The 17895-nt window shown below is 47.4% G+C and carries 15 protein-coding genes; 5 read left to right on the top strand and 10 right to left on the bottom strand.

Annotated elements, in window-relative coordinates:
- Positions 1-21 precede the first annotated feature (21 nt).
- Positions 22-1050, bottom strand: a complete 1029-nt coding sequence (locus H6F51_00775) for an alcohol dehydrogenase catalytic domain-containing protein (protein ID MBD1821056.1) — start codon at positions 1048-1050, stop codon at positions 22-24.
- 373 nt (positions 1051-1423) lie between these two features.
- On the opposite strand from H6F51_00775, the gene H6F51_00770 reads away from it, so the two are divergent.
- Entirely contained in the window at positions 1424-2011 is a 588-nt protein-coding gene (locus tag H6F51_00770; GenBank protein MBD1821055.1) for a Crp/Fnr family transcriptional regulator, read from the top strand.
- A 4-nt stretch (positions 2012-2015) separates the two neighbouring features.
- Here H6F51_00770 and H6F51_00765 read toward each other — a convergent pair whose 3' ends face one another.
- The 4 genes from H6F51_00765 to H6F51_00750 form a co-directional block, all read right to left on the bottom strand.
- Positions 2016-2207: a hypothetical protein gene (locus tag H6F51_00765; GenBank protein ID MBD1821054.1), complete on the bottom strand. Its 192-nt coding sequence runs from the start codon at positions 2205-2207 to the stop codon at positions 2016-2018.
- A gap of 231 nt (positions 2208-2438) precedes the next feature.
- Positions 2439-2693 carry a hypothetical protein gene (locus tag H6F51_00760; GenBank protein ID MBD1821053.1) on the bottom strand — a complete coding sequence of 85 codons (255 nt, stop codon included), beginning with the start codon at positions 2691-2693 and terminating at the stop codon, positions 2439-2441.
- Between the two features lie 84 nt (positions 2694-2777).
- Positions 2778-4334: a PAS domain-containing protein gene (locus tag H6F51_00755; protein MBD1821052.1), complete on the bottom strand. Its 1557-nt coding sequence runs from the start codon at positions 4332-4334 to the stop codon at positions 2778-2780.
- A 298-nt stretch (positions 4335-4632) separates the two neighbouring features.
- A complete protein-coding gene (locus H6F51_00750; GenBank protein MBD1821051.1) occupies positions 4633-7110 on the bottom strand; it encodes a phosphoketolase family protein in 2478 nt (825 codons plus the stop codon).
- A 195-nt stretch (positions 7111-7305) separates the two neighbouring features.
- Between H6F51_00750 and H6F51_00745 the strand changes: the two genes are divergently transcribed.
- Positions 7306-8466 carry a DMT family transporter gene (locus tag H6F51_00745; protein MBD1821050.1) on the top strand — a complete coding sequence of 387 codons (1161 nt, stop codon included), beginning with the start codon at positions 7306-7308 and terminating at the stop codon, positions 8464-8466.
- 43 nt (positions 8467-8509) lie between these two features.
- The gene (locus H6F51_00740; protein ID MBD1821049.1) at positions 8510-8746 is read left to right on the top strand and encodes a hypothetical protein; all 237 of its coding nucleotides are present in this window, start codon (positions 8510-8512) and stop codon (positions 8744-8746) included.
- Between the two features lie 443 nt (positions 8747-9189).
- Here H6F51_00740 and H6F51_00735 read toward each other — a convergent pair whose 3' ends face one another.
- Positions 9190-9873, bottom strand: a complete 684-nt coding sequence (locus H6F51_00735; protein MBD1821048.1) for a response regulator transcription factor — start codon at positions 9871-9873, stop codon at positions 9190-9192.
- Positions 9874-9979: 106 nt separating this feature from the next.
- Between H6F51_00735 and H6F51_00730 the strand changes: the two genes are divergently transcribed.
- Positions 9980-11395 (top strand): CHASE3 domain-containing protein, encoded by a 1416-nt coding sequence (locus H6F51_00730; protein ID MBD1821047.1) that lies wholly within the window; start codon positions 9980-9982, stop codon positions 11393-11395.
- On the opposite strand, the gene purU is transcribed toward H6F51_00730, so the two are convergent.
- The 3 genes from purU to H6F51_00715 form a co-directional block, all read right to left on the bottom strand.
- The gene (gene purU, locus H6F51_00725; GenBank protein MBD1821046.1) at positions 11360-12214 is read right to left on the bottom strand and encodes a formyltetrahydrofolate deformylase; all 855 of its coding nucleotides are present in this window, start codon (positions 12212-12214) and stop codon (positions 11360-11362) included. The genes H6F51_00730 and purU overlap by 36 nt on opposite strands.
- Positions 12211-12801 carry a DUF4340 domain-containing protein gene (locus H6F51_00720; GenBank protein ID MBD1821045.1) on the bottom strand — a complete coding sequence of 197 codons (591 nt, stop codon included), beginning with the start codon at positions 12799-12801 and terminating at the stop codon, positions 12211-12213. The genes purU and H6F51_00720 overlap by 4 nt, the downstream gene beginning before the upstream one ends.
- 77 nt (positions 12802-12878) lie before the next feature.
- Positions 12879-13487, bottom strand: coding sequence for a rhomboid family intramembrane serine protease (locus tag H6F51_00715; GenBank protein MBD1821044.1), 609 nt, complete (start codon positions 13485-13487; stop codon positions 12879-12881).
- 47 nt (positions 13488-13534) lie between these two features.
- Between H6F51_00715 and H6F51_00710 the strand changes: the two genes are divergently transcribed.
- Positions 13535-14641 carry an acyl-CoA/acyl-ACP dehydrogenase gene (locus H6F51_00710; protein MBD1821043.1) on the top strand — a complete coding sequence of 369 codons (1107 nt, stop codon included), beginning with the start codon at positions 13535-13537 and terminating at the stop codon, positions 14639-14641.
- Positions 14642-14700: 59 nt separating this feature from the next.
- On the opposite strand, the gene infB is transcribed toward H6F51_00710, so the two are convergent.
- Positions 14701-17748, bottom strand: coding sequence for a translation initiation factor IF-2 (infB, locus tag H6F51_00705; GenBank protein ID MBD1821042.1), 3048 nt, complete (start codon positions 17746-17748; stop codon positions 14701-14703).
- Positions 17749-17895 lie beyond the last annotated feature (147 nt).

Genomic DNA, 17895 nt, shown 5'->3' with positions numbered 1-17895 from the left:
CAAACAAGACAGGCTTATGATTCACCCGTTTGGCTCAATTGCAACTTTGATTACTTTTCGTTGTTTCATGTCCTGAAAGACTTGCTCTAGGTTTTGCAAGGGTTGGCGATCGCTGATCAATAGCTCAAACGGAATTGTTTCACTTGCAAGCAGATCGAGCGCTGAGCAGACAAACTCCGGCGTGTTATGAAACACTCCTTTGAGCGTCAGTTCATTGTAGTGGAGTTGGTCAGTATTGACGGAAATTGTTGTATCACGTGGACAGCCTCCGAATAGGTTGACGGTCGCGCCCGGACGAGCGCAGGCGATCGCGGTTTCCCAGACGCTCGGAATTCCGGTGGCTTCGATTACAATATCTGCGCCCCATCCGTCTGTTAGTTCTTTTACCAATTGCGGCAAATCCGGAATTTGCCGGTAGTTAAAGGCTTCTACCGCACCGAATTTTTTCGCAATTTCTAATCGTTGCTGGTTGCCTCCAAACACATAAAATTCTGTGTTTGAAGCCATAGCCGCAACGAACATTAAGCCGATCGCACCATCACCCAGTAAAACAACGCGATCGCCGGATTTATAGTTTGATCTCGAAACGCCATGCAGCACACAAGCTAGAGGTTCTGTCATCGCGGCGATCGCATCTGGAAGATGATCGGGAATGGATAAAAGATTGCGTTGAACGATCGCGCTTGGAATTTTCAAATACTGGGCGAATGTACCGTTGTTGAAGCTGAGATCGGTACAGAGTGAGAATTCTTGGCGGTTGCAGAAAAAACAGGTCAGGCAAGGCGCGGAATTGTTGGCAACGACGCGATCGCCAATTTTCCAGTTTGTTACAGAGTTGCCGATCGCAACAATTTCTCCAGCGGCTTCGTGTCCAAACAACGTCGGCAAGTTCAGCATTTTGGCGTGTCCGCCGCGTCGCCAGACTTTCAAATCTGTGCCGCAAGTTGTCGCGGCTCCGACCTTGATCACGACTTCTCCGGCTGCGGGCGTGGGATCTTCTACCGTTTCTAATCGCAGATCTTCCTGTCCGTAGAGTAATGCAGCTAACACAACGCTCCTCGGTTATTTGAACAAATTTATTGAACTGCGATCGCCAAACTAAAAAATCCGAAGCGGCGATGCAGCGCCCCAAATCTAATGCCCTCCAGCGCAGCCAGTAGCTTTTCACCAAGCGTCAAACAAAGATAAAGCAAACTGACAAACAACGCAATGCTGATTAAACCGCCAACTACTCGTCGATTTGAAAATGCGGGAATTCCAAGCGGATAACGTAACGAGTCGGTTTACAAAAAGTTCGATCGTGCTACTATCAAGCGTATTAAATACGGTAAATCAATCGGATTATTGTATTTTAATTGAAGCCATCTCTGTAGACCGCTTTATTTAGCGATGCAGAACTTCCGTTAAATTACGAGGTTTGCTCATGCAGTCCATTCTTCCGTCTGTCGTTTCGCGATCCCAATCTGCAACGCGAACGTTTAAGCGGCGATCGATTATTCCGCTTCAACCAGTGGCGCTTTGGCGAATTAAATCGGGAGTCGTCCGAACACTCAGTTGGCTAGAAGATGGCTCAACAATCACCCTGGGATTGTGTGGAGCAGGTGATGTTGTGGGGAAATTGCTCTGCGCGATCGACCCCTATCAAATCGAGTGTTTAACCGAAGTAGAGGTAACACCCCTTTCTCCCAATGAGTGGTGTCCTGATCCTGCTTTTCTTTTAGCGCGAGTCCAACAGGCTGAAGAGTTTATGCTGATTCGCAGCCATCGTCGAGTTGAAGAAATGCTATTAAAGCTGCTCACTTGGCTATCAAAGAAATTTGGGCGCGAAGTGCAACACGGTCATCTGATTGAGTTGCGCCTGACCCATCAAGACCTAGCAGAAATGTTAGGAACAACTCGCGTCACGATTACTCGTGTCCTTAAACAATTCGAGCAACAAGGTATTGTTCAACGACTACCCAATCAGGTGACATTACTACAACCGGAAGCAACTTGGCACTATGAGATTTAAAGCACTAAGAATCAACTTGCTCAGATCGCGTAGCATCTAGGTTAATAGATGGTTCTGGAGTAAAAACAGCGACTACGGTGGCGAAACCAAGCGCCAAGAGAAACAGAACCGCGATCGTTTCTAAGTCTGACTTCAGCAGCTTTAACCAGGATTGTTTCTGCCCACCATCGAGCAGCGACAACAGTCGAGTAAGCATTAGAGATCACCGATGGATGATGTAATTGGACTTTTGCAGCTTGATACGAAGAGGCTCTACAAGATGTGACATACAATTTCCTGAAGCGCTACCACAGAACTTAGCCCGAATAGTTGTGTGGAACTCTAAAAATTGTTGTCTGCAATATCCGGTTCCAGGAGCGATTAGCGGATTGCAGTACAAGCCCATTGCAGTGCAAGTTCATTGAAAGTGGTTAGTTATTGATAATATTCAGCTTCCTGGTAGTTGAACACTCTCGACCAAGCGGAGCAACTCTTGCGGCAAGTGAAGCATTTCCTGCCACAACTGAGCGGGACTAATTCCAAACAAATACTGCAACCCAAGAACGATCGCAATGATTGTTAGGAGTAATCCTCCAGCCCCGCTTAAAATTCTTAATAGGAGTCGGAGCAGTAGAAATGCTACAACGATCGCTGAGATAACTAACACAGTTTGTGAATCGACAGATGCCAGCAAATTATCCATAGCTTTAGAGCAAGCTTTAGAGCAAAGAAGTCCGCAACATTATTTTATTATCGTTAAAGCACTGGATGAGTTTAGGAGTAGCACTTACTTGATCGCTGCTATTGACTGACATAGCGGAAAGCAAACGGTAAACGTTGTTCCTTGATTCTCACCTGCACTTTCTACCGTGACTGATCCTTGGTGCAGTTCCACCAGTTGACGCACGATCGCTAAGCCCAAACCTAATCCTTTCTCAGAAGCTGCATTGGCTGCATCCTGACGAAAACGATCAAATACATAAGGCAGAAACTCCGAGTGAATCCCGATTCCAGTATCAATCACTTTGATTTGAGCCGTGGATTGATTGCTAGTCAGTTGCACGGTGATATTTCCACCTTCAGGCGTGAACTTAATCGAGTTGGTCAGCAGATTCAGCACGATTTGCTGCAAACGTTTGGGATCGCCAGAAATTGTTGCATCGAGATCCACTGCATTAAAGTCAATGTAAAGCTGCTTTGCTTCTGCTGCAAGCCTCACACCCTCAATTGCTGCTGAAATTACACTATATAAACTAACCGCCATGAGTTTGAGCGTCAGTCGCCCATGCACCATTCGAGACATATCCAGCAGATCTTCGATCAGTTGAGATTGAACTTCGGCGTTGCGCTCGATCGTTTCTAAAGCACGCTCAATTGAATCGGGATCGAGCCTGCGGGTACGGAGAATTTTCGCCCAACCTAAGATTGCGTTGAGCGGGGTTTTCAGTTCGTGCGTCACGATCGCAAGAAATTCATCTTTATCTTGGTTTGCGGTTTCTGCTTTGACCCGCGCTGCTTTTTCCAGCGTTAACAATTGAGAACGATGTAACTCTTGATGCTTTATCTGCGTGATATCTTGTGTAATTCCTAGCATTCGCACAGGTTTACCTTGTTCGTTCCGGTAAATTTGTCCTTTGCAGCTTAACCAGCGAATTTCTCCAGTTGGCTTGATGATGCGATATTCATTCTGTAGTTCTGTTGCAGACTGCAAGGCATGAGACAACCTTGCTTGTGCTGCGGCACGATCGCTAGGATGAACCATCGTTTCCCAGTCTTGAAGCATGGTCGGGCAGTTATTGGAGTCAAGTCCAACTAGCTCGATATAATTCGGCGACCAGGACAACCGATCCGTCACTAAATCCCATTCCCAAGCCCCCATTTGTGCCGATTCGAGCGCTAAGCGTAGGCGATCTTCCCTTTGTTTTAGCGCGATTTGGCTGTAGTGCAGTTGTTGTCTTAGGTGCTGCTCGTTGTCGAATGCAGTTCGGTGACGCAGGATGGCGCTTTGTAGCGTATGTCGTAGCACTTCCGGCGTAAGACTGCGATCGAGAATATAGTCTTTTGCGCCTGCTTGCAGAAACTCGTAGGCAATTGCAGTTGAAGAAACAATCACTACGATCGGCAAGACTGCCTCGTATTGTTCAAACTCTGTCAGGTCAGCAAGCTCTGAGTTGAATAAGATTACTTGAGGAATTGTGTGCTGCAAAATTTTCAGCGCAGAGCAGCTAGAATCAGCCTGAAGAACTTGGTAATTGATCTCATCGCTCTGAGATAAATACCGCTCGTAGGCTTGTCGATCGTCGGGGGAGCGATCGACAATCAAAATAGTACAGTGCTGCTCCATGATCGCTCTGCCGGGGTGAAACTTCCGAGAAGACGCAGACAAGATTTCGGAGTAAAGGAACGCATAAACGTGAAAAGCACCTCTATCCTAAGTGATAAAGATGATCTTTAGATTAAGAGAAAGTATGAATATTCTTTAAGATATCTCAGTTGACTTTGCGATCGCAAGCAGAGCATCGAGCAAACTTGCTGAAAAATAGTTAGGTCGTGCTTAAGTTTAAGAATTTAGAGATAAGTTTTTTACACGCAGTTAGGGATCTCCGACTGCTTGAAAGAAACGGAGATCCCTGTGTTTATCCTTAGTGTCCTGCTTTCGTTGTGTCGTCGTCTCCCTGAGTCGTTGAACCGGTTTCAGTCTGAGAAATCACAGTTTTCCCAGCATTGTTGCCGCTATAGTATTGCCATTTCCAATCCTCTACTTCCGGCATATCTTTCCCGTGCTGCACGATGTAGCGATTGTGTTCCGTTAGTTTATCCCGTGCGATTTGTTTGACATATGCGCCAACAGTGAGCAACTTCGGAACTCGATCGATCACATCCTGCACCAGATGAAAGCGATCCAAATCATTCAGCACAACCATATCAAACGGAGTTGTCGTTGTGCCTTCTTCCTTGTAACCGCGCACATGCAGATTAGGGTGATTGGTGCGGCGGTAAGTGAGACGGTGAATTAGCCACGGATAGCCATGAAACGCGAAGATTACAGGCTTATTGGTCGTGAAGATTGAGTCAAAGTCACGATCGGACAATCCATGTGGATGTTCTGATTGCGGTTGTAGCGTCATCAAGTCCACCACATTGACGACGCGAATTTTCAGATCCGGGAAGTAATGCCGCAGAAAATCAACAGCAGCCAACGTTTCTAAAGTGGGAACATCCCCTGCACAAGCCATTACGACATCTGGTTCAGATCCTCGATCGTTGCTTGCCCAGTCCCAGATTCCAATCCCTGCGGTGCAATGATTAATGGCACTGTTCATATCCAGCCACTGCAATTGGGGCTGCTTTCCAGCAATGATCACATTAACATAGTGACGGCTCCGCAAACAGTGATCTGCAACAGATAACAAAGTGTTTGCATCCGGTGGCAAATATACACGAGTTACACTCGGTTTTTTGTTCAGCACCACATCAATGAAGCCGGGATCTTGGTGCGTGAATCCGTTATGGTCTTGTCGCCAAACATGAGAGGTCAATAGATAGTTGAGCGATGCGATCGGTCGTCTCCAGGGAATGTGACGACAGGCTTCTAACCATTTAGCGTGTTGATTGAACATTGAATCAACAATGTGGATAAAAGCTTCATAACAAGAGAAGAATCCATGCCGTCCGGTAAGCAAATAGCCCTCTAGCCAGCCTTGACAAAGGTGTTCACTCAGCACTTCCATCACGCGCCCATCGAGTGAGATGTGATCGTCGCCTGGAAGAATTTCGCCTGTGAAAATGCGATCGGTAGCTTCTAAAACCGCGTTTAAGCGGTTGGAATTGTTCTCATCCGGGGACATCACGCGGAAATTTTGAGTGTCCTCGTTGAGCCGCATCACATCGCGTAGATATTTACCCAATACCCGCGTAGACTCGGTTTCGACTTGCCCCGGAGATTCAACCGGAACCGCAAAGCTCTCGAATTCCGGTAGTTTGAGCGCTTTGAGTAAAGCACCACCGTTGGCGTGAGGATTTGCTCCCATTCTGCGATCGCCCTTGGGTGCGAGTTCCGCTAATTCAGGAATCAGCCTTCCGGTTTGATCAAACAATTCTTCTGGTTTGTAGCTCCGCATCCATTCTTCGAGCATTCGCAGGTGATCCGGCTTGCTTGCCATTTCAGACAGCGGAACTTGGTGAGCGCGGAACGTATTTTCGATCTGAATGCCGTCAACGATTTTGGGGCCTGTCCATCCTTTCGGTGTTCTCAGGATCAGCATGGGAAACTGCGGACGTTCTTTAAATCCGTGAGTCCTCGCCTCTCGCTGAATGCCCTGAATTTCCTGAACAATCTTATCCAGCGTTCCTGCCATCAATTGGTGCATGGTTGCCGGATCATCCCCTTCCACAAAGTAAGGCTTATATCCGTAACCCACAAAGAGATGTTCTAGTTCTCGATCGCTCAATCGCGCCAAAACGGTTGGATTCGCAATCTTATATCCATTGAGATGCAGGATTGGTAGCACTGCTCCATCCCGCGCTGGATTAATGAACTTATTTGAGTGCCAACTGGTCGCCAAGGCTCCGGTTTCTGCCTCTCCATCACCCACCACGCAGCAGACGAACAAATCTGGATTATCAAACGCGGCTCCGTAGGCATGAGCGATCGAGTAACCCAACTCGCCCCCTTCATGGATTGATCCCGGAGTTTCCGGTGCAGCGTGGCTCGGAATTCCACCCGGATAAGAAAATTGCGTAAACAGGTTGTCTAATCCCGCTTCATCTTGGGTGATGTGCGGATAAAGCTCAGTGTACGTCCCTTCTAGATAAGTATTCGCAACCATCCCAGGCCCACCATGTCCAGGCCCAGCAATGTAAATCACATTCAGATCGTAGCGGCGGATCAACCGATTGAAATGGACGTAGATAAAATTCAAGCCTGGTGTCGTTCCCCAATGTCCCAGCAGACGGGGTTTGATATGTTCAACTTTTAAGGGCTGCTTGAGTAGAGGATTGTCTCTAAGATAAATTTGTCCAACCGAAAGATAGTTCGCAGCACACCAGTAAGCATTTATTTTCTGTAGTTCGTCTGGACTTAGTGGTGTAGAAATTGGGGCGGAATTTGCGACTGTCATGAGGATGATTGCATAAGGAAACCGCGCTCCAGTATCGAAAATGTTAATTAGTTTTATCTCTTCCAAAAGAAGGAATCTCAGTCAGGAAGGGTTCGTTGGGCGGGATTTGCAAGTAGGAAAGATAGATTTATGCGGACGCATTGGGAACACTAATCAAAAAGTTTGCAACTGCCGACGAACAAAGGGTGAAGTCTGATGGATCGAGAGCAACTGGATCATGCCCCCCAATCAAGCCAACTGAATGGAAAACTCGCTCCATCTCAGCAAAATCTGGATTTGCAGGAAATCGAAGACTTGCAAGCCACAAAAGCGCAACTGCAAAAAGATGTGGCGGAGTTACGATCGCAGCGCGAGTCCCTGCAAACCGTTGGCAAACCCAAACTATCGAAAGCAAAATTAGGACTCTGGTTAATCTTAGTCTCGACCCTTGCGCTTTCGATTCATAACGTGATTGTGCGAATTACGATCGGGCAGCGTGTGAATGTCCTCGGTTTGTTCTCGGCAGGCGGATTCATCCAACCGACGATCGGAAACTCGCTCTTAATTCTCTGGATGCGGATGCTGATCGTAGTGCCATTAATGATGGGCATTGCAGCATGGCTTTATCCTCCTGCATGGCAAGATTTACAGCGATTGATTTTGAGCCGCGATCGTCGCCCTTTGTGGCACATCGTCGCCAGTGGCACGTTTTTATTTCTGTCACAAGTGCTGATCTACATTGCGATCGCTCAGATCGGGCCCAGCGTGGCAGTGACGATTTTATTTATGTACCCCTTGTTCACGGTTCCTTTAGCTTGGTGGTTGTTCCACGATCGACCAACGCGCCTGCGGATTGCCGTCATGGTTCTGATCCTGATGGGCGTGATTCTTGCGGCGGCTCCCAGACTAATTGCCGCGAAAATTGGCGGGGGCATCATTGTGGCGGTGCTGTCCGGGATTGCATTCGCGCTGTATCTGATTTTGATGCAGCTTGGCTTTCGGAAAGCGCATCCCATCCCTGTGAGCGTGGTGCAATTTCTGACGGTTCTCGTATTGTCGAGCGTGAGTTTATCGCTGCCGATCTCGCTGGGAGTTTCGGTGCTGCCGGATGCCAGAATGGGCTTCTTCGGAGGCGGCTTGATTTTGGGAGCGTTTACGCTGGTGGGTTACTTGGCGAATAACTTTGGGGTGCGATATATGGGAGCGGCACAGGCATCGATCGTCGCCTCTAGTGGGCCGGTGATGACCGCACTTTTAGCCGCGCTGATGATTGGAGCAACGCTGGAAGGAGTGCAGATTCTCGGTATTTTGCTGGTGACGATCGGGGTGACTGCATTAAGTTTTGAGCGCATGAGAAAAACGACAAAATCCGCTTGATCCTGACTCGGTAGAATGAGAACGGCGTTGATTGAGAGAAACGATGCGATTTTCGGTGTCGAGTGGATCGGGACAAGTGTTGGCAAACGGTAGATTAATTATTCAAACGGATGAGTCAGGAGTGCAGCGATTGTGTTTTGAAAGCGATCGCGGCACTTTCATCGAAGGCGGCGAAATTTCTCTAGAGGGTGATCTCACTGAAGCTGCACAGGAACTCTACCGCCAGTTTTTCCGTGCTTGGGGCGTAATGGGGATTACGATGACTTCGATCGCGCCCTAGAACCCCCAGTTGTAGTTCAGGTTGTGATCACAGAAAGACGTAGCAAATACGCTTCAAAAGCCAGTTAAAGTCAATGGATTGCAGCGTTGCAAACAAAACTCAACGCTGCACAAGAACCTACGAAACTGGCTTGTTGCAAGTCGGCTCTCTGTATGCCCTAGAAATTAAGAAAGAACCTGAAATCGGCTAACAAGGCTAGACGATCGCATAAAAAAATTGCTCATAGCGAATTCGCAAGAACTCACTATGAGCAGATCAGAAACTTCGGCTTAGTTCTTCACTACGATTCGATCTTTCGTTTGAATCGCTTGTGTTTCCCTTTCCCAGCGACCGAAGTCCCATGCGTCGTTTGAACGCAAAGAGATTTCCCAGATTTCTCTAGATCTTAGAGTAACGGCTTAGAGTGGAAATTTTGGGTAGAAATCGGGTAGAAATCGGGTAGTTTATTTTGCTTGCTTGAGGCGATATCCGACTCCGTGTACGGTTTCAATGAAATCTTCTGGAGCACCTGCGATCTTTAATTTCTGCCGCAAGCCCTTGACGTGCGACTTAACCGTTTCTTCCGTCGGCGGATCTTGCAGCGACCAGAGCCGATCGATAATGTTTGATCGACTCAAGATTCGTCGTCCGCTTGTTGCTAATAACTCTAATAATGCGTATTCTTTCGGAGTGAGCTGCACGAACTCACCCGCATAAGTGACTTCATGGGTTCCGGGATCAATCTGCAATTCGCCCCAAGTGATCAAGGTTGGAGTGTTTAGCGTGCCTCGTCGCAGTAGAGCACGGATTCGCGCCATTAGTTCTTCTAGATCGAAAGGCTTTACCATGTAGTCATCTGCACCCGCATCGAGTCCGAGAATTTTGTCGGCGATCGTATCTCGCGCAGTTAGCATTAGAACGGGTGTAGTCGAATTGTTTGCCGCAGTTCGGAGGCGCTTACATAAGCTAATTCCATCGAGTTTCGGCAGCGTCACATCTAGCACGATGAGATCGTAAGACAGCGATGAAATCCAATTCCAGGCAGACTCGCCATCTTTAACAACATCCACTGAATAGGCGCGATCGCTTAAAGCTTCCGTCAGAATTTCTGCCAAATGCAGATCATCTTCAACAACTAGAACTCGCATATCAGGATAAAGGCTAAATCGATCGATACTTTAATACGAATGCAAGAGGCAGTTATTTTTTGCTTCTAAACTCTTTATTTTTTTCTTGGTTTTTGACAATAAAAGAATGGCTTTCTTAAACACTCCAGAACGAAATTGGTTGATTGCAGGATTTGGATTTTTGATTGCAATACTCTGCTTTAGTAGCGTCATTTCCTATCAAAATACCTATCAGATAACACAGAGTAGTTATAAATCCCAGCAGATTTATGAAACGATTAAGGGTTTAGACGATGTTCTCGTGGAAGTTACGATCGCAGAGTCTGCAAGACGCGGATATGTCTATTTGGGAAATCAAGATGAGCTAATTCAGTATCAATCAGCAATTCAGAAAATTCCTCATAAATTCGTTCAACTACAGAAACAGTTTGATCCGAGTTCTCAGGAATCGCAAAAGCTAGGAAAAATCTACGAGCTAGTATCACAAAGAATTAAGCTATTGCAGGAGTCGATCGCGCTTTACCAAAGAAATACTGAGGCGGTGCTTTACCAAAGAATGATAACTAATCAAAGTATTGGATTACGGGCACAAATTGTAACCGCGATCGCAGGTCTAGAGCAGCAACAGCAAGCGGAACTCAATCAATCAGTCGAAACAACAAGAAGAAGTATTCATGACCGGAAATTCATTGAGCTTTGGATTACGTTTTCTGGCTTTATTGCAATATTCACCTGTTTTATCGCACTTTATAGCCAAATCATACAAAGGCAGCAAGCAGAAACACTTCAGCATAAACTTGCCCAACAAAAAGAAGTCAGTGAGCTTAAATTGCGGTTTTTCTCAATGGTTTCGCATGAGTTTCGGACTCCGTTAAGCGTCATTCTAGGTTCGGTTCAACTGTTAATTGAGGGTAATTCAAAGTGGGGAGAAGAACGTAGACTGAAAAATCTTGATCGTATTCAAATGGCTGCACAAACGATGAAGCAGCTTTTTACAGATGTGTTAACGCTGACTAGGGCTGAAAGTGGAAAGCTAGAATGCAATCCAGAAGCGATCGATTTAGAGTCTTTTTGCCTGAATTTAGTTGAAGATTTTGAGATTTCTACTGCGGGAAGTCACATTATTGAATTTCAAACAGAACAGAAAGTGACTCATGCAAATTTAGATGAGAGATTGCTTTATCTAACATTAAGCAATTTGCTCTCAAACGCAATCAAGTATTCTGATTCAGGAAGCAAAGTCTTATTGAGATTAGATAGCACAACCGAATACACTCGATTTCAGGTACAAGATGAAGGAATTGGAATTCCAGTGGACGATCAACCCAAGTTATTTGAACCGTTCTATCGGGGACAAAATTCAAATTATGCAGCAGGTACAGGATTAGGACTATCTGTAGTTAAAAAATGCGTTGATTTGCAAAATGGTTTGATCTCCATTCAAAGCCAGAAAGAACGGGGAACGGTTGTAACAGTTGAATTTATGCGGTGTGGATTTGAGCGATCGCTATCCAAAAACAACCGTTCGATTTCCATACACTAAAACACGATTTTGTAGATGTAATCTTACCGCTCTTGCAAGTACAATTCGCTCTAAGTCTTTGCCCTTGCGAATCAAATCTTTTACATCATCTCGATGGCTGACTCGTACCACATCTTGTTCGATGATTGGGCCTTCATCTAAATCTTCTGTAACGTAATGCGCGGTTGCACCAATGATTTTGACCCCGCGTTCAAAGGCTCTTTGATAAGGATTTGCACCCGCAAATGCAGGCAAAAACGAGTGGTGAATATTGATCACGTTTGGAAATTTAGCGATGAAATTCGCGCTTAGAACCTGCATATATTTCGCTAATATCACCAAATCAATTTGATATTTCTTCAAAATCTCTAACTGATTTGCTTCTTGCTGTAGCTTTGTTTCTTTTGTAATGGGAATGTGGTGGAAGTCAATATCAAACTGCTGCGCGATCGCTCCTAGCTCTGCATGATTGCTGATAATGACGGGAATCTCTGCTTTGAATTCTCCCGATCGCTGTCGCCAAATCAAGTCATATAAACAATGGTCTTGTTTACTCACCCAAACCGCAATTCGAGGCACCGTATCTGAGAAGTGTAATTGCCAGCGAGCATTCAGCGGTGTTGCAATGGCTCTAAACGCTGGCTCAATCACTTCGCGAGGTAAATGAAATCCTTCAAGCTGCCATTCAATGCGATTAAGAAATAAACCCGCAGAAAAATCAGTGTGTTGATCTGCGTGAATAATGTTTCCACCGTTTGAGTAAATGAAGTTTGCAATCTTTGCGACCAAACCTTTTTGGTCGGGGCAAGAAATTAAGAGTGTTGCAGTTGGAGTATTCATTGAGGAGAAGCAGTTGGAGTCACTGAAGGAGAAGGTTTTGGTTGGTCGCGTTTCCATTCACTTAAAGGTCGATCAACCGCATTTTGAAAATTAATTGGAACTAGCAATACCGAAAGATCTTGATTTATATCCGCAGGTGGATCAACTAAAGCATAAAGAAAATTGCGATTAAAATTTGGCTTGCCAATTACTAAACGATGATTTTTCTGATTGCTGAGTTTAACATCAACCGTCGCCGATGGCTGATCTAAACCAAATTCAGATTTTCTGGCAGCAGGAACGTTAAAGGTACGATCGCTTTTCCCCGCCGTGAGGAGATTGAGGAGAAAAGCGATCGAGCTTTCATTTGCGGGCGCAACTTCTGGCTTTCTCAATGTCCAGATCGGTGCTTTTTCAAATTCCAATGTTTGTTTTGGAGTTTTCACGGTGAAGGCTTGAATCTCTTGTTCTTTAAAATTGAAAAGCGGTTTCTCGTCTGCCTTTGCTTCATCAATTTGAGCCGGTTTTTTTGACTCGGTGTAGTAAACAAAACCACCAAGCGCCAAAGCCGCAAGTACAAGAGCTAACGAAGTGCGCTGAAATTTCATAAGCGATATCAAATCACCGCAGCTATTTTAGAAGATTTCGCTGTCCGATGGCTCAATTAGGAGGAAAACAGCCCAAGCTATTTCAGAGAACTCAAGACATGAGTAAAAGCCTCTCGAAGTTGTGGTAAATATCGAGCCGCAAAGATTCCGCCTAGAAATCCAAATAAATGTTCTTCCCAGGAGATCCGTCGATGAATCGGTAACAAACCCCAAAGAAATTTACCGTGAAAAAATGCAGTAAAAACTAGTAGCAGAACATTGAGAGCATTACGATCGAAAAATGCCAAAGACATCAAAAATCCCAAATACCCAAACGTCACGCCGCTTGCACCAATATGAACGGTACGATCGCGCCCCAACAACCATGTCCCTAGTCCGCTCGTTAATGCAACGGTTGCCGTGATTGCACCAAAGTTTTCAGGATTTTGCAGCACAATTAGTCCGCCATAGGTAAGAAATGCGAACGAATTGCTGTACAGATGCCCCCAGCCTCCATGCAAAAATGGTGCAAACGCTACACCCCACAATCCCATCCATTCACGCGGACGTACCCCAAACCGATTTAGCGACCTACGTAAAATTAGAAGATTGACGATCGACACAACCCAAGCCAACAGCAGCAGATATCCTAGAATTTTGGCTTGACTCAACCCATTCATCAGCGCAGTTTGGCTAAGATCGTTCATAAATAAAAAATTCGGAATTCAGAAACTTAATCTCTCACATTTTCTACATGGAAACGCCAACTCTTCTGGAAACCGCAGATATCTATTTGTGGAATACGATCGCCCCCATTGCTAATCAGCTTGATGAAGATGTGGAGCTTCTACGATCGGCGCTACGAGGATTAGGAGATCGGCATCTTCTCGCGCTCCGAGTTCCTAAAATCTACAACGGTGCAGAATTGGAGAATCACTTGTTCCACTCGTTTCAAGAGCAAGTTGCGCGATTTTCAGGAGCATTAGCATTTCTGCAAACTCAGCATCAGAGTGCGGGCGCGATTTTATCCAAAAGCAACAATGAAGACCTGAAACAGGCTTATCTACCTTACCTGGCGACGGGTGAAGCATTAGTGGGAATTGGATTTTCGCATCTGCGACGACATGACAATCCACCTTTAAAGGCGGTACCTTTGGCAGGCGCAAGCGCCAACGAAACCAACAGCGGCTATCAACTCCACGGTCACATTCCCTGGATTACTGGATTCGGCTTTTTTGAAACCGTTCTAGTTGCAGCACTGCTTCCCAACGGTCAAGCGGTCTACGGCATGATTCCCTTTACCGATGCGGCGCAAAATTCCGGTGGTTCAATTCGCTTTAGTAAGCCGATGCAGCTTGCCGCCATGAGTGCTACGAATACCGTCACCGCAGAAGTGACTGAATGGAATTTAGAGGCTTCAGAAGTGGCGTTTGTGGCTGATGCAGGATCAATTTTTAAGAACGATCGCATCAATGTTCTCAATCACAGCTTCTTTGCGCTCGGTTGCGCTCAGGCTGGTCTCGATATTGTCAGCCACGCTCAAGAAACGAAGCCTTATTTGTCGATCGCGCCTGCCTATGAAACGCTTCTAGAAGAATTAAAACTCTGTCGTGATTTTATTTATTCAGCTCAGGAGCAGAGTTTTGAGGAGCGATTGAAATTGCGAGTTTGGGCGATCGATCTAGCGATGCGATGTGCTCATGCAGCAGTAGTCGTGTCAAGCGGTGCGGCAAATTCTAAGCAGCATCCCGCGCAGCGAGTGTATCGAGAAGCGCTCGTATTCTCGGTGGCAGGTCAGACAACCGCGGTATTGGAAGGGACGCTCGATCGCATCTCTGCAACCTCACGCCGCCATCGGTAGAGTCAATTAACAAAAAACTCCCGAATCGTAGATTCGGGAGTCAATCAAACTACAGATAGTTATCGAGCAAGCGTTCGGCGCTTCGTGACCATCTTGTAAGCTTCAAGAATATCGCCTTCAGCCCAATCCTTAAAGTCATCAAGACCGATACCACACTCGTAACCCGAATTCACTTCTCGCGCATCTTCCTTCATCCGCTTCAGCGAATCCAAGTTGCCAGAGTAGATCAACTTACCGCCGCGATGAATCCGAATTTTGCAGTTCCGCACGAGCTTACCAGACTGCACATAACAACCTGCCACAGCCCCACGACCCACCGGGAACACGGCTCGAACTTCCGCCTGACCCAATGCTTCTTCCACCAGTTCCGGTTCCAGCAGACCTTCCATTGCGCCCTGAACATCATCCAGCAATTTGTAAATGATGTTGTAGTCGCGCACATCTACGCCTGCTCGATCGGCAGCTTGACGCGCTCCCGGAGCCAACGTGGTGTTGAATCCGATAATCACGGCATCACTGGCAGCGGCTAGGTCAACGTCTGTTTCAGAAATCTCACCTGGAGCCGAGAATAGAACCCGTACCTGCACTTCGTTCTGAGGCAATTGGCTTAATGCACCTAAAATTGCTTCGATCGAACCTTGCACATCGGCTTTCAGCACCAGATTGAGTTCCTTGAGTTCGCCCTCTTGCGCCTTCGCTGACAGGGTATTCAAGCTGACTCGGCGCGAAGACATTGCCGCCAACAGTCGAGAAGTCCGTTGTTCATCCGCACGATCAGAAGCCGTTGCACGTGCTTCTTTTTCGTCTGTAAACACCTGGAACTCATCGCCCGCTGCTGGAACATCGCTCAAACCGAGGACTTCCACTGCAAACGAGGGACTTGCAATCTGAACACGATGACCGCGATCGTCCACCATTGCTCGAACTTTACCCAATGCCGAGCCTGCAACCAGGACATCACCAATTTTGAGCGTTCCGTTTTGGATCAGCAAGGTGGCAACAGGGCCTTTCGCCTTATCCAAATGCGCTTCGATCACGGTTCCTCTTGCAGGTCGATCGGGGTTCGCAGAAAGGTCTTCCACTTCCGAAACCAGCAGAATCATCTCCAGCAGCGTATCGAGGTTATCACCTGTTAAAGCGCTTACTGGAACCATAATCGTGTCACCACCCCATTCTTCGGGGACGAGTGCGTATTCGGTTAGCTCTTGTTTGACGCGATCGGGCTGTGCCCCTTCTTTATCTACCTTGTTAATTGCCACGATGATTGGCACTTCTGCCGCTTTCGCATGGCTAATCGCTTCGACGGTCTGAGGCTGCACACCGTCATCTGCCGCAACAACAAGAATGGCAACATCGGTGACTCGCGTCCCACGTGCTCGCATCGCGGTAAACGCTTCGTGGCCTGGCGTATCGAGGAACACAACTTGCTGAATTTCGCCGTTGTGTGGCACATCAACGTGGTACGCCCCGATATGCTGGGTAATGCCACCTGCTTCTCCGGCTGCGACCTTCGTTTTCCGAATCGAGTCAAGCAGCGTTGTTTTCCCGTGGTCAACGTGACCCATGATTGTGACCACAGGCGGACGACGATGGAGGTGATCCAAGTCATCAGCATCGATCATCTCGGTCACTTTCTTCGCGGCAGCTTCTTTTTCGCCCACTTCAACCAAGATGCCGTACTCTTCCGCAACCATCGTCGCGGTTTCCGCATCCAGCATTTGTGTAATGGTGGCAGCGATGCCCTTCATGAAGAGCTTGGTGATGATCTCAGTCGGAGAAACAACCAGCAAGTTTGCCAGTTCTTGAACCGTCAACCCGCCTGTAAGCGAGATAATCTCTGGACGCTCGGCTTTTTCGGTTTCATTGCGACGATCGCGGCGATCGCGGAAGTTATTCCGTTTCCGCTGGGTCGGAGCAGCAGTGGCAGCAGGTCTAACTTGCTGTTGCCCTGGTAGACCTTTAGGCTTCGCAGGTCGAGCCAGCGACAAGCTGACTTGAGCAGAACTAACGGTTCCATCCTCGTCTTCATTAAGCAAGTCGAAGTCATCTTCGTCGTCATCCTGAATTTTGGGCTGCCCCCGCCGCTTACCTTTGGCGAGCTTGGCTGCTTTTTCAGGAATTTCTTGGACTTCTTCTTCCTCATCCTCCCAAACTTTAACGCGACGTTTTGGTGGGGTCGGTTTGTTCAGCGTTAGGTCTGGCGCACCTGCCGCCGCTGGCTCAGGAGCGACTGGCTTGACGGGGCGCGATCGCAGCACCGGAGCGTCTTGGGCTGCACCCTCCTCCGTAGACACAGGCTTGGGTCGGCGAAGCTCAACGATTTGCTGAGGTTTTGCTTCTCCCGGTTTAGTGGGTGCACCGGGTCGCTTATTAATTGCGGGACGCTGCGCTTTTTCGCCTCTAGAATCGCGTGAAGGCGGGCGATTTTCCGAACGGCTATCTGTTCCCTCGCTAGGGGTGGGCTTGTCGCGCTTCAACACAGGTTTACTAGTCGTTGAAACGGGACGAGCTGGAGCGGGCGAAGCTGGACGCACAGGAGCTTGAGCCGGAGGTTCTGGGGCTTGAGCAGGTGCAGGCGCTTTGATCACTTGCGGAGGCGCAGACGGTTCGACTGATTTTGGCGCGATTGATTGCGGGGCCGGAGCCAGCTCATCAGCTTTTGGTTCCGAAGCAACCGGACGCTCTGGCATAGGACGCGTCGGACGTGGTGGCTCGGCAGATCTAACAGCGGGCGGTGCCGCTGGGGAAGATTGGGGCGGCTGTGGAGGGGTACGGAGTTCCGATGATTCCGAAGCGGCGGTCGATCGCGTAATGGGGCGACGAATTTCTAAGATTTGCTGTTTCTTCTGAATATTCAAGGGCGTTTTCTTTCTTGATTCAACAGATTGGGAGTTTGATGGGCGGTTAGAGGCAGTCTTGGCCGGAGAGGGCTGGCTGGCAGCATATTTCTCAGCAGCGGCACGGATTTGTTCCGTTTCGGTTTCTGTGATAGTACTACTGTGGCTCTTGACCGCGATATTTAATTGTTCGCAGATTGCGAGAATGTCTCGATTGTCTAGATTCAATTCTTTGGATAGTTCGTAAATTCTGACTTTGCCGTTGTTCATCCACTCTTCCCTCGTACGATCGTTGGTGTTACATAGTGACCTTCTGTTTTGACTAAAACGACAGGTTTATTGGGTTATTGCAGTTCACCTGCACTGGTAATCTTGAAGAAGATGTTACCCCCTTGGTTGAATGGTAGCTTAGAAACG

The sequence above is a fragment of the Cyanobacteria bacterium FACHB-DQ100 genome (assembly GCA_014695195.1).
Lineage (GTDB): Bacteria > Cyanobacteriota > Cyanobacteriia > Leptolyngbyales > Leptolyngbyaceae > Leptolyngbya.
The sequence above is the reverse complement of the archived record's forward strand: the minus strand, read 5'-3'. Positions and strand labels throughout refer to the sequence as shown.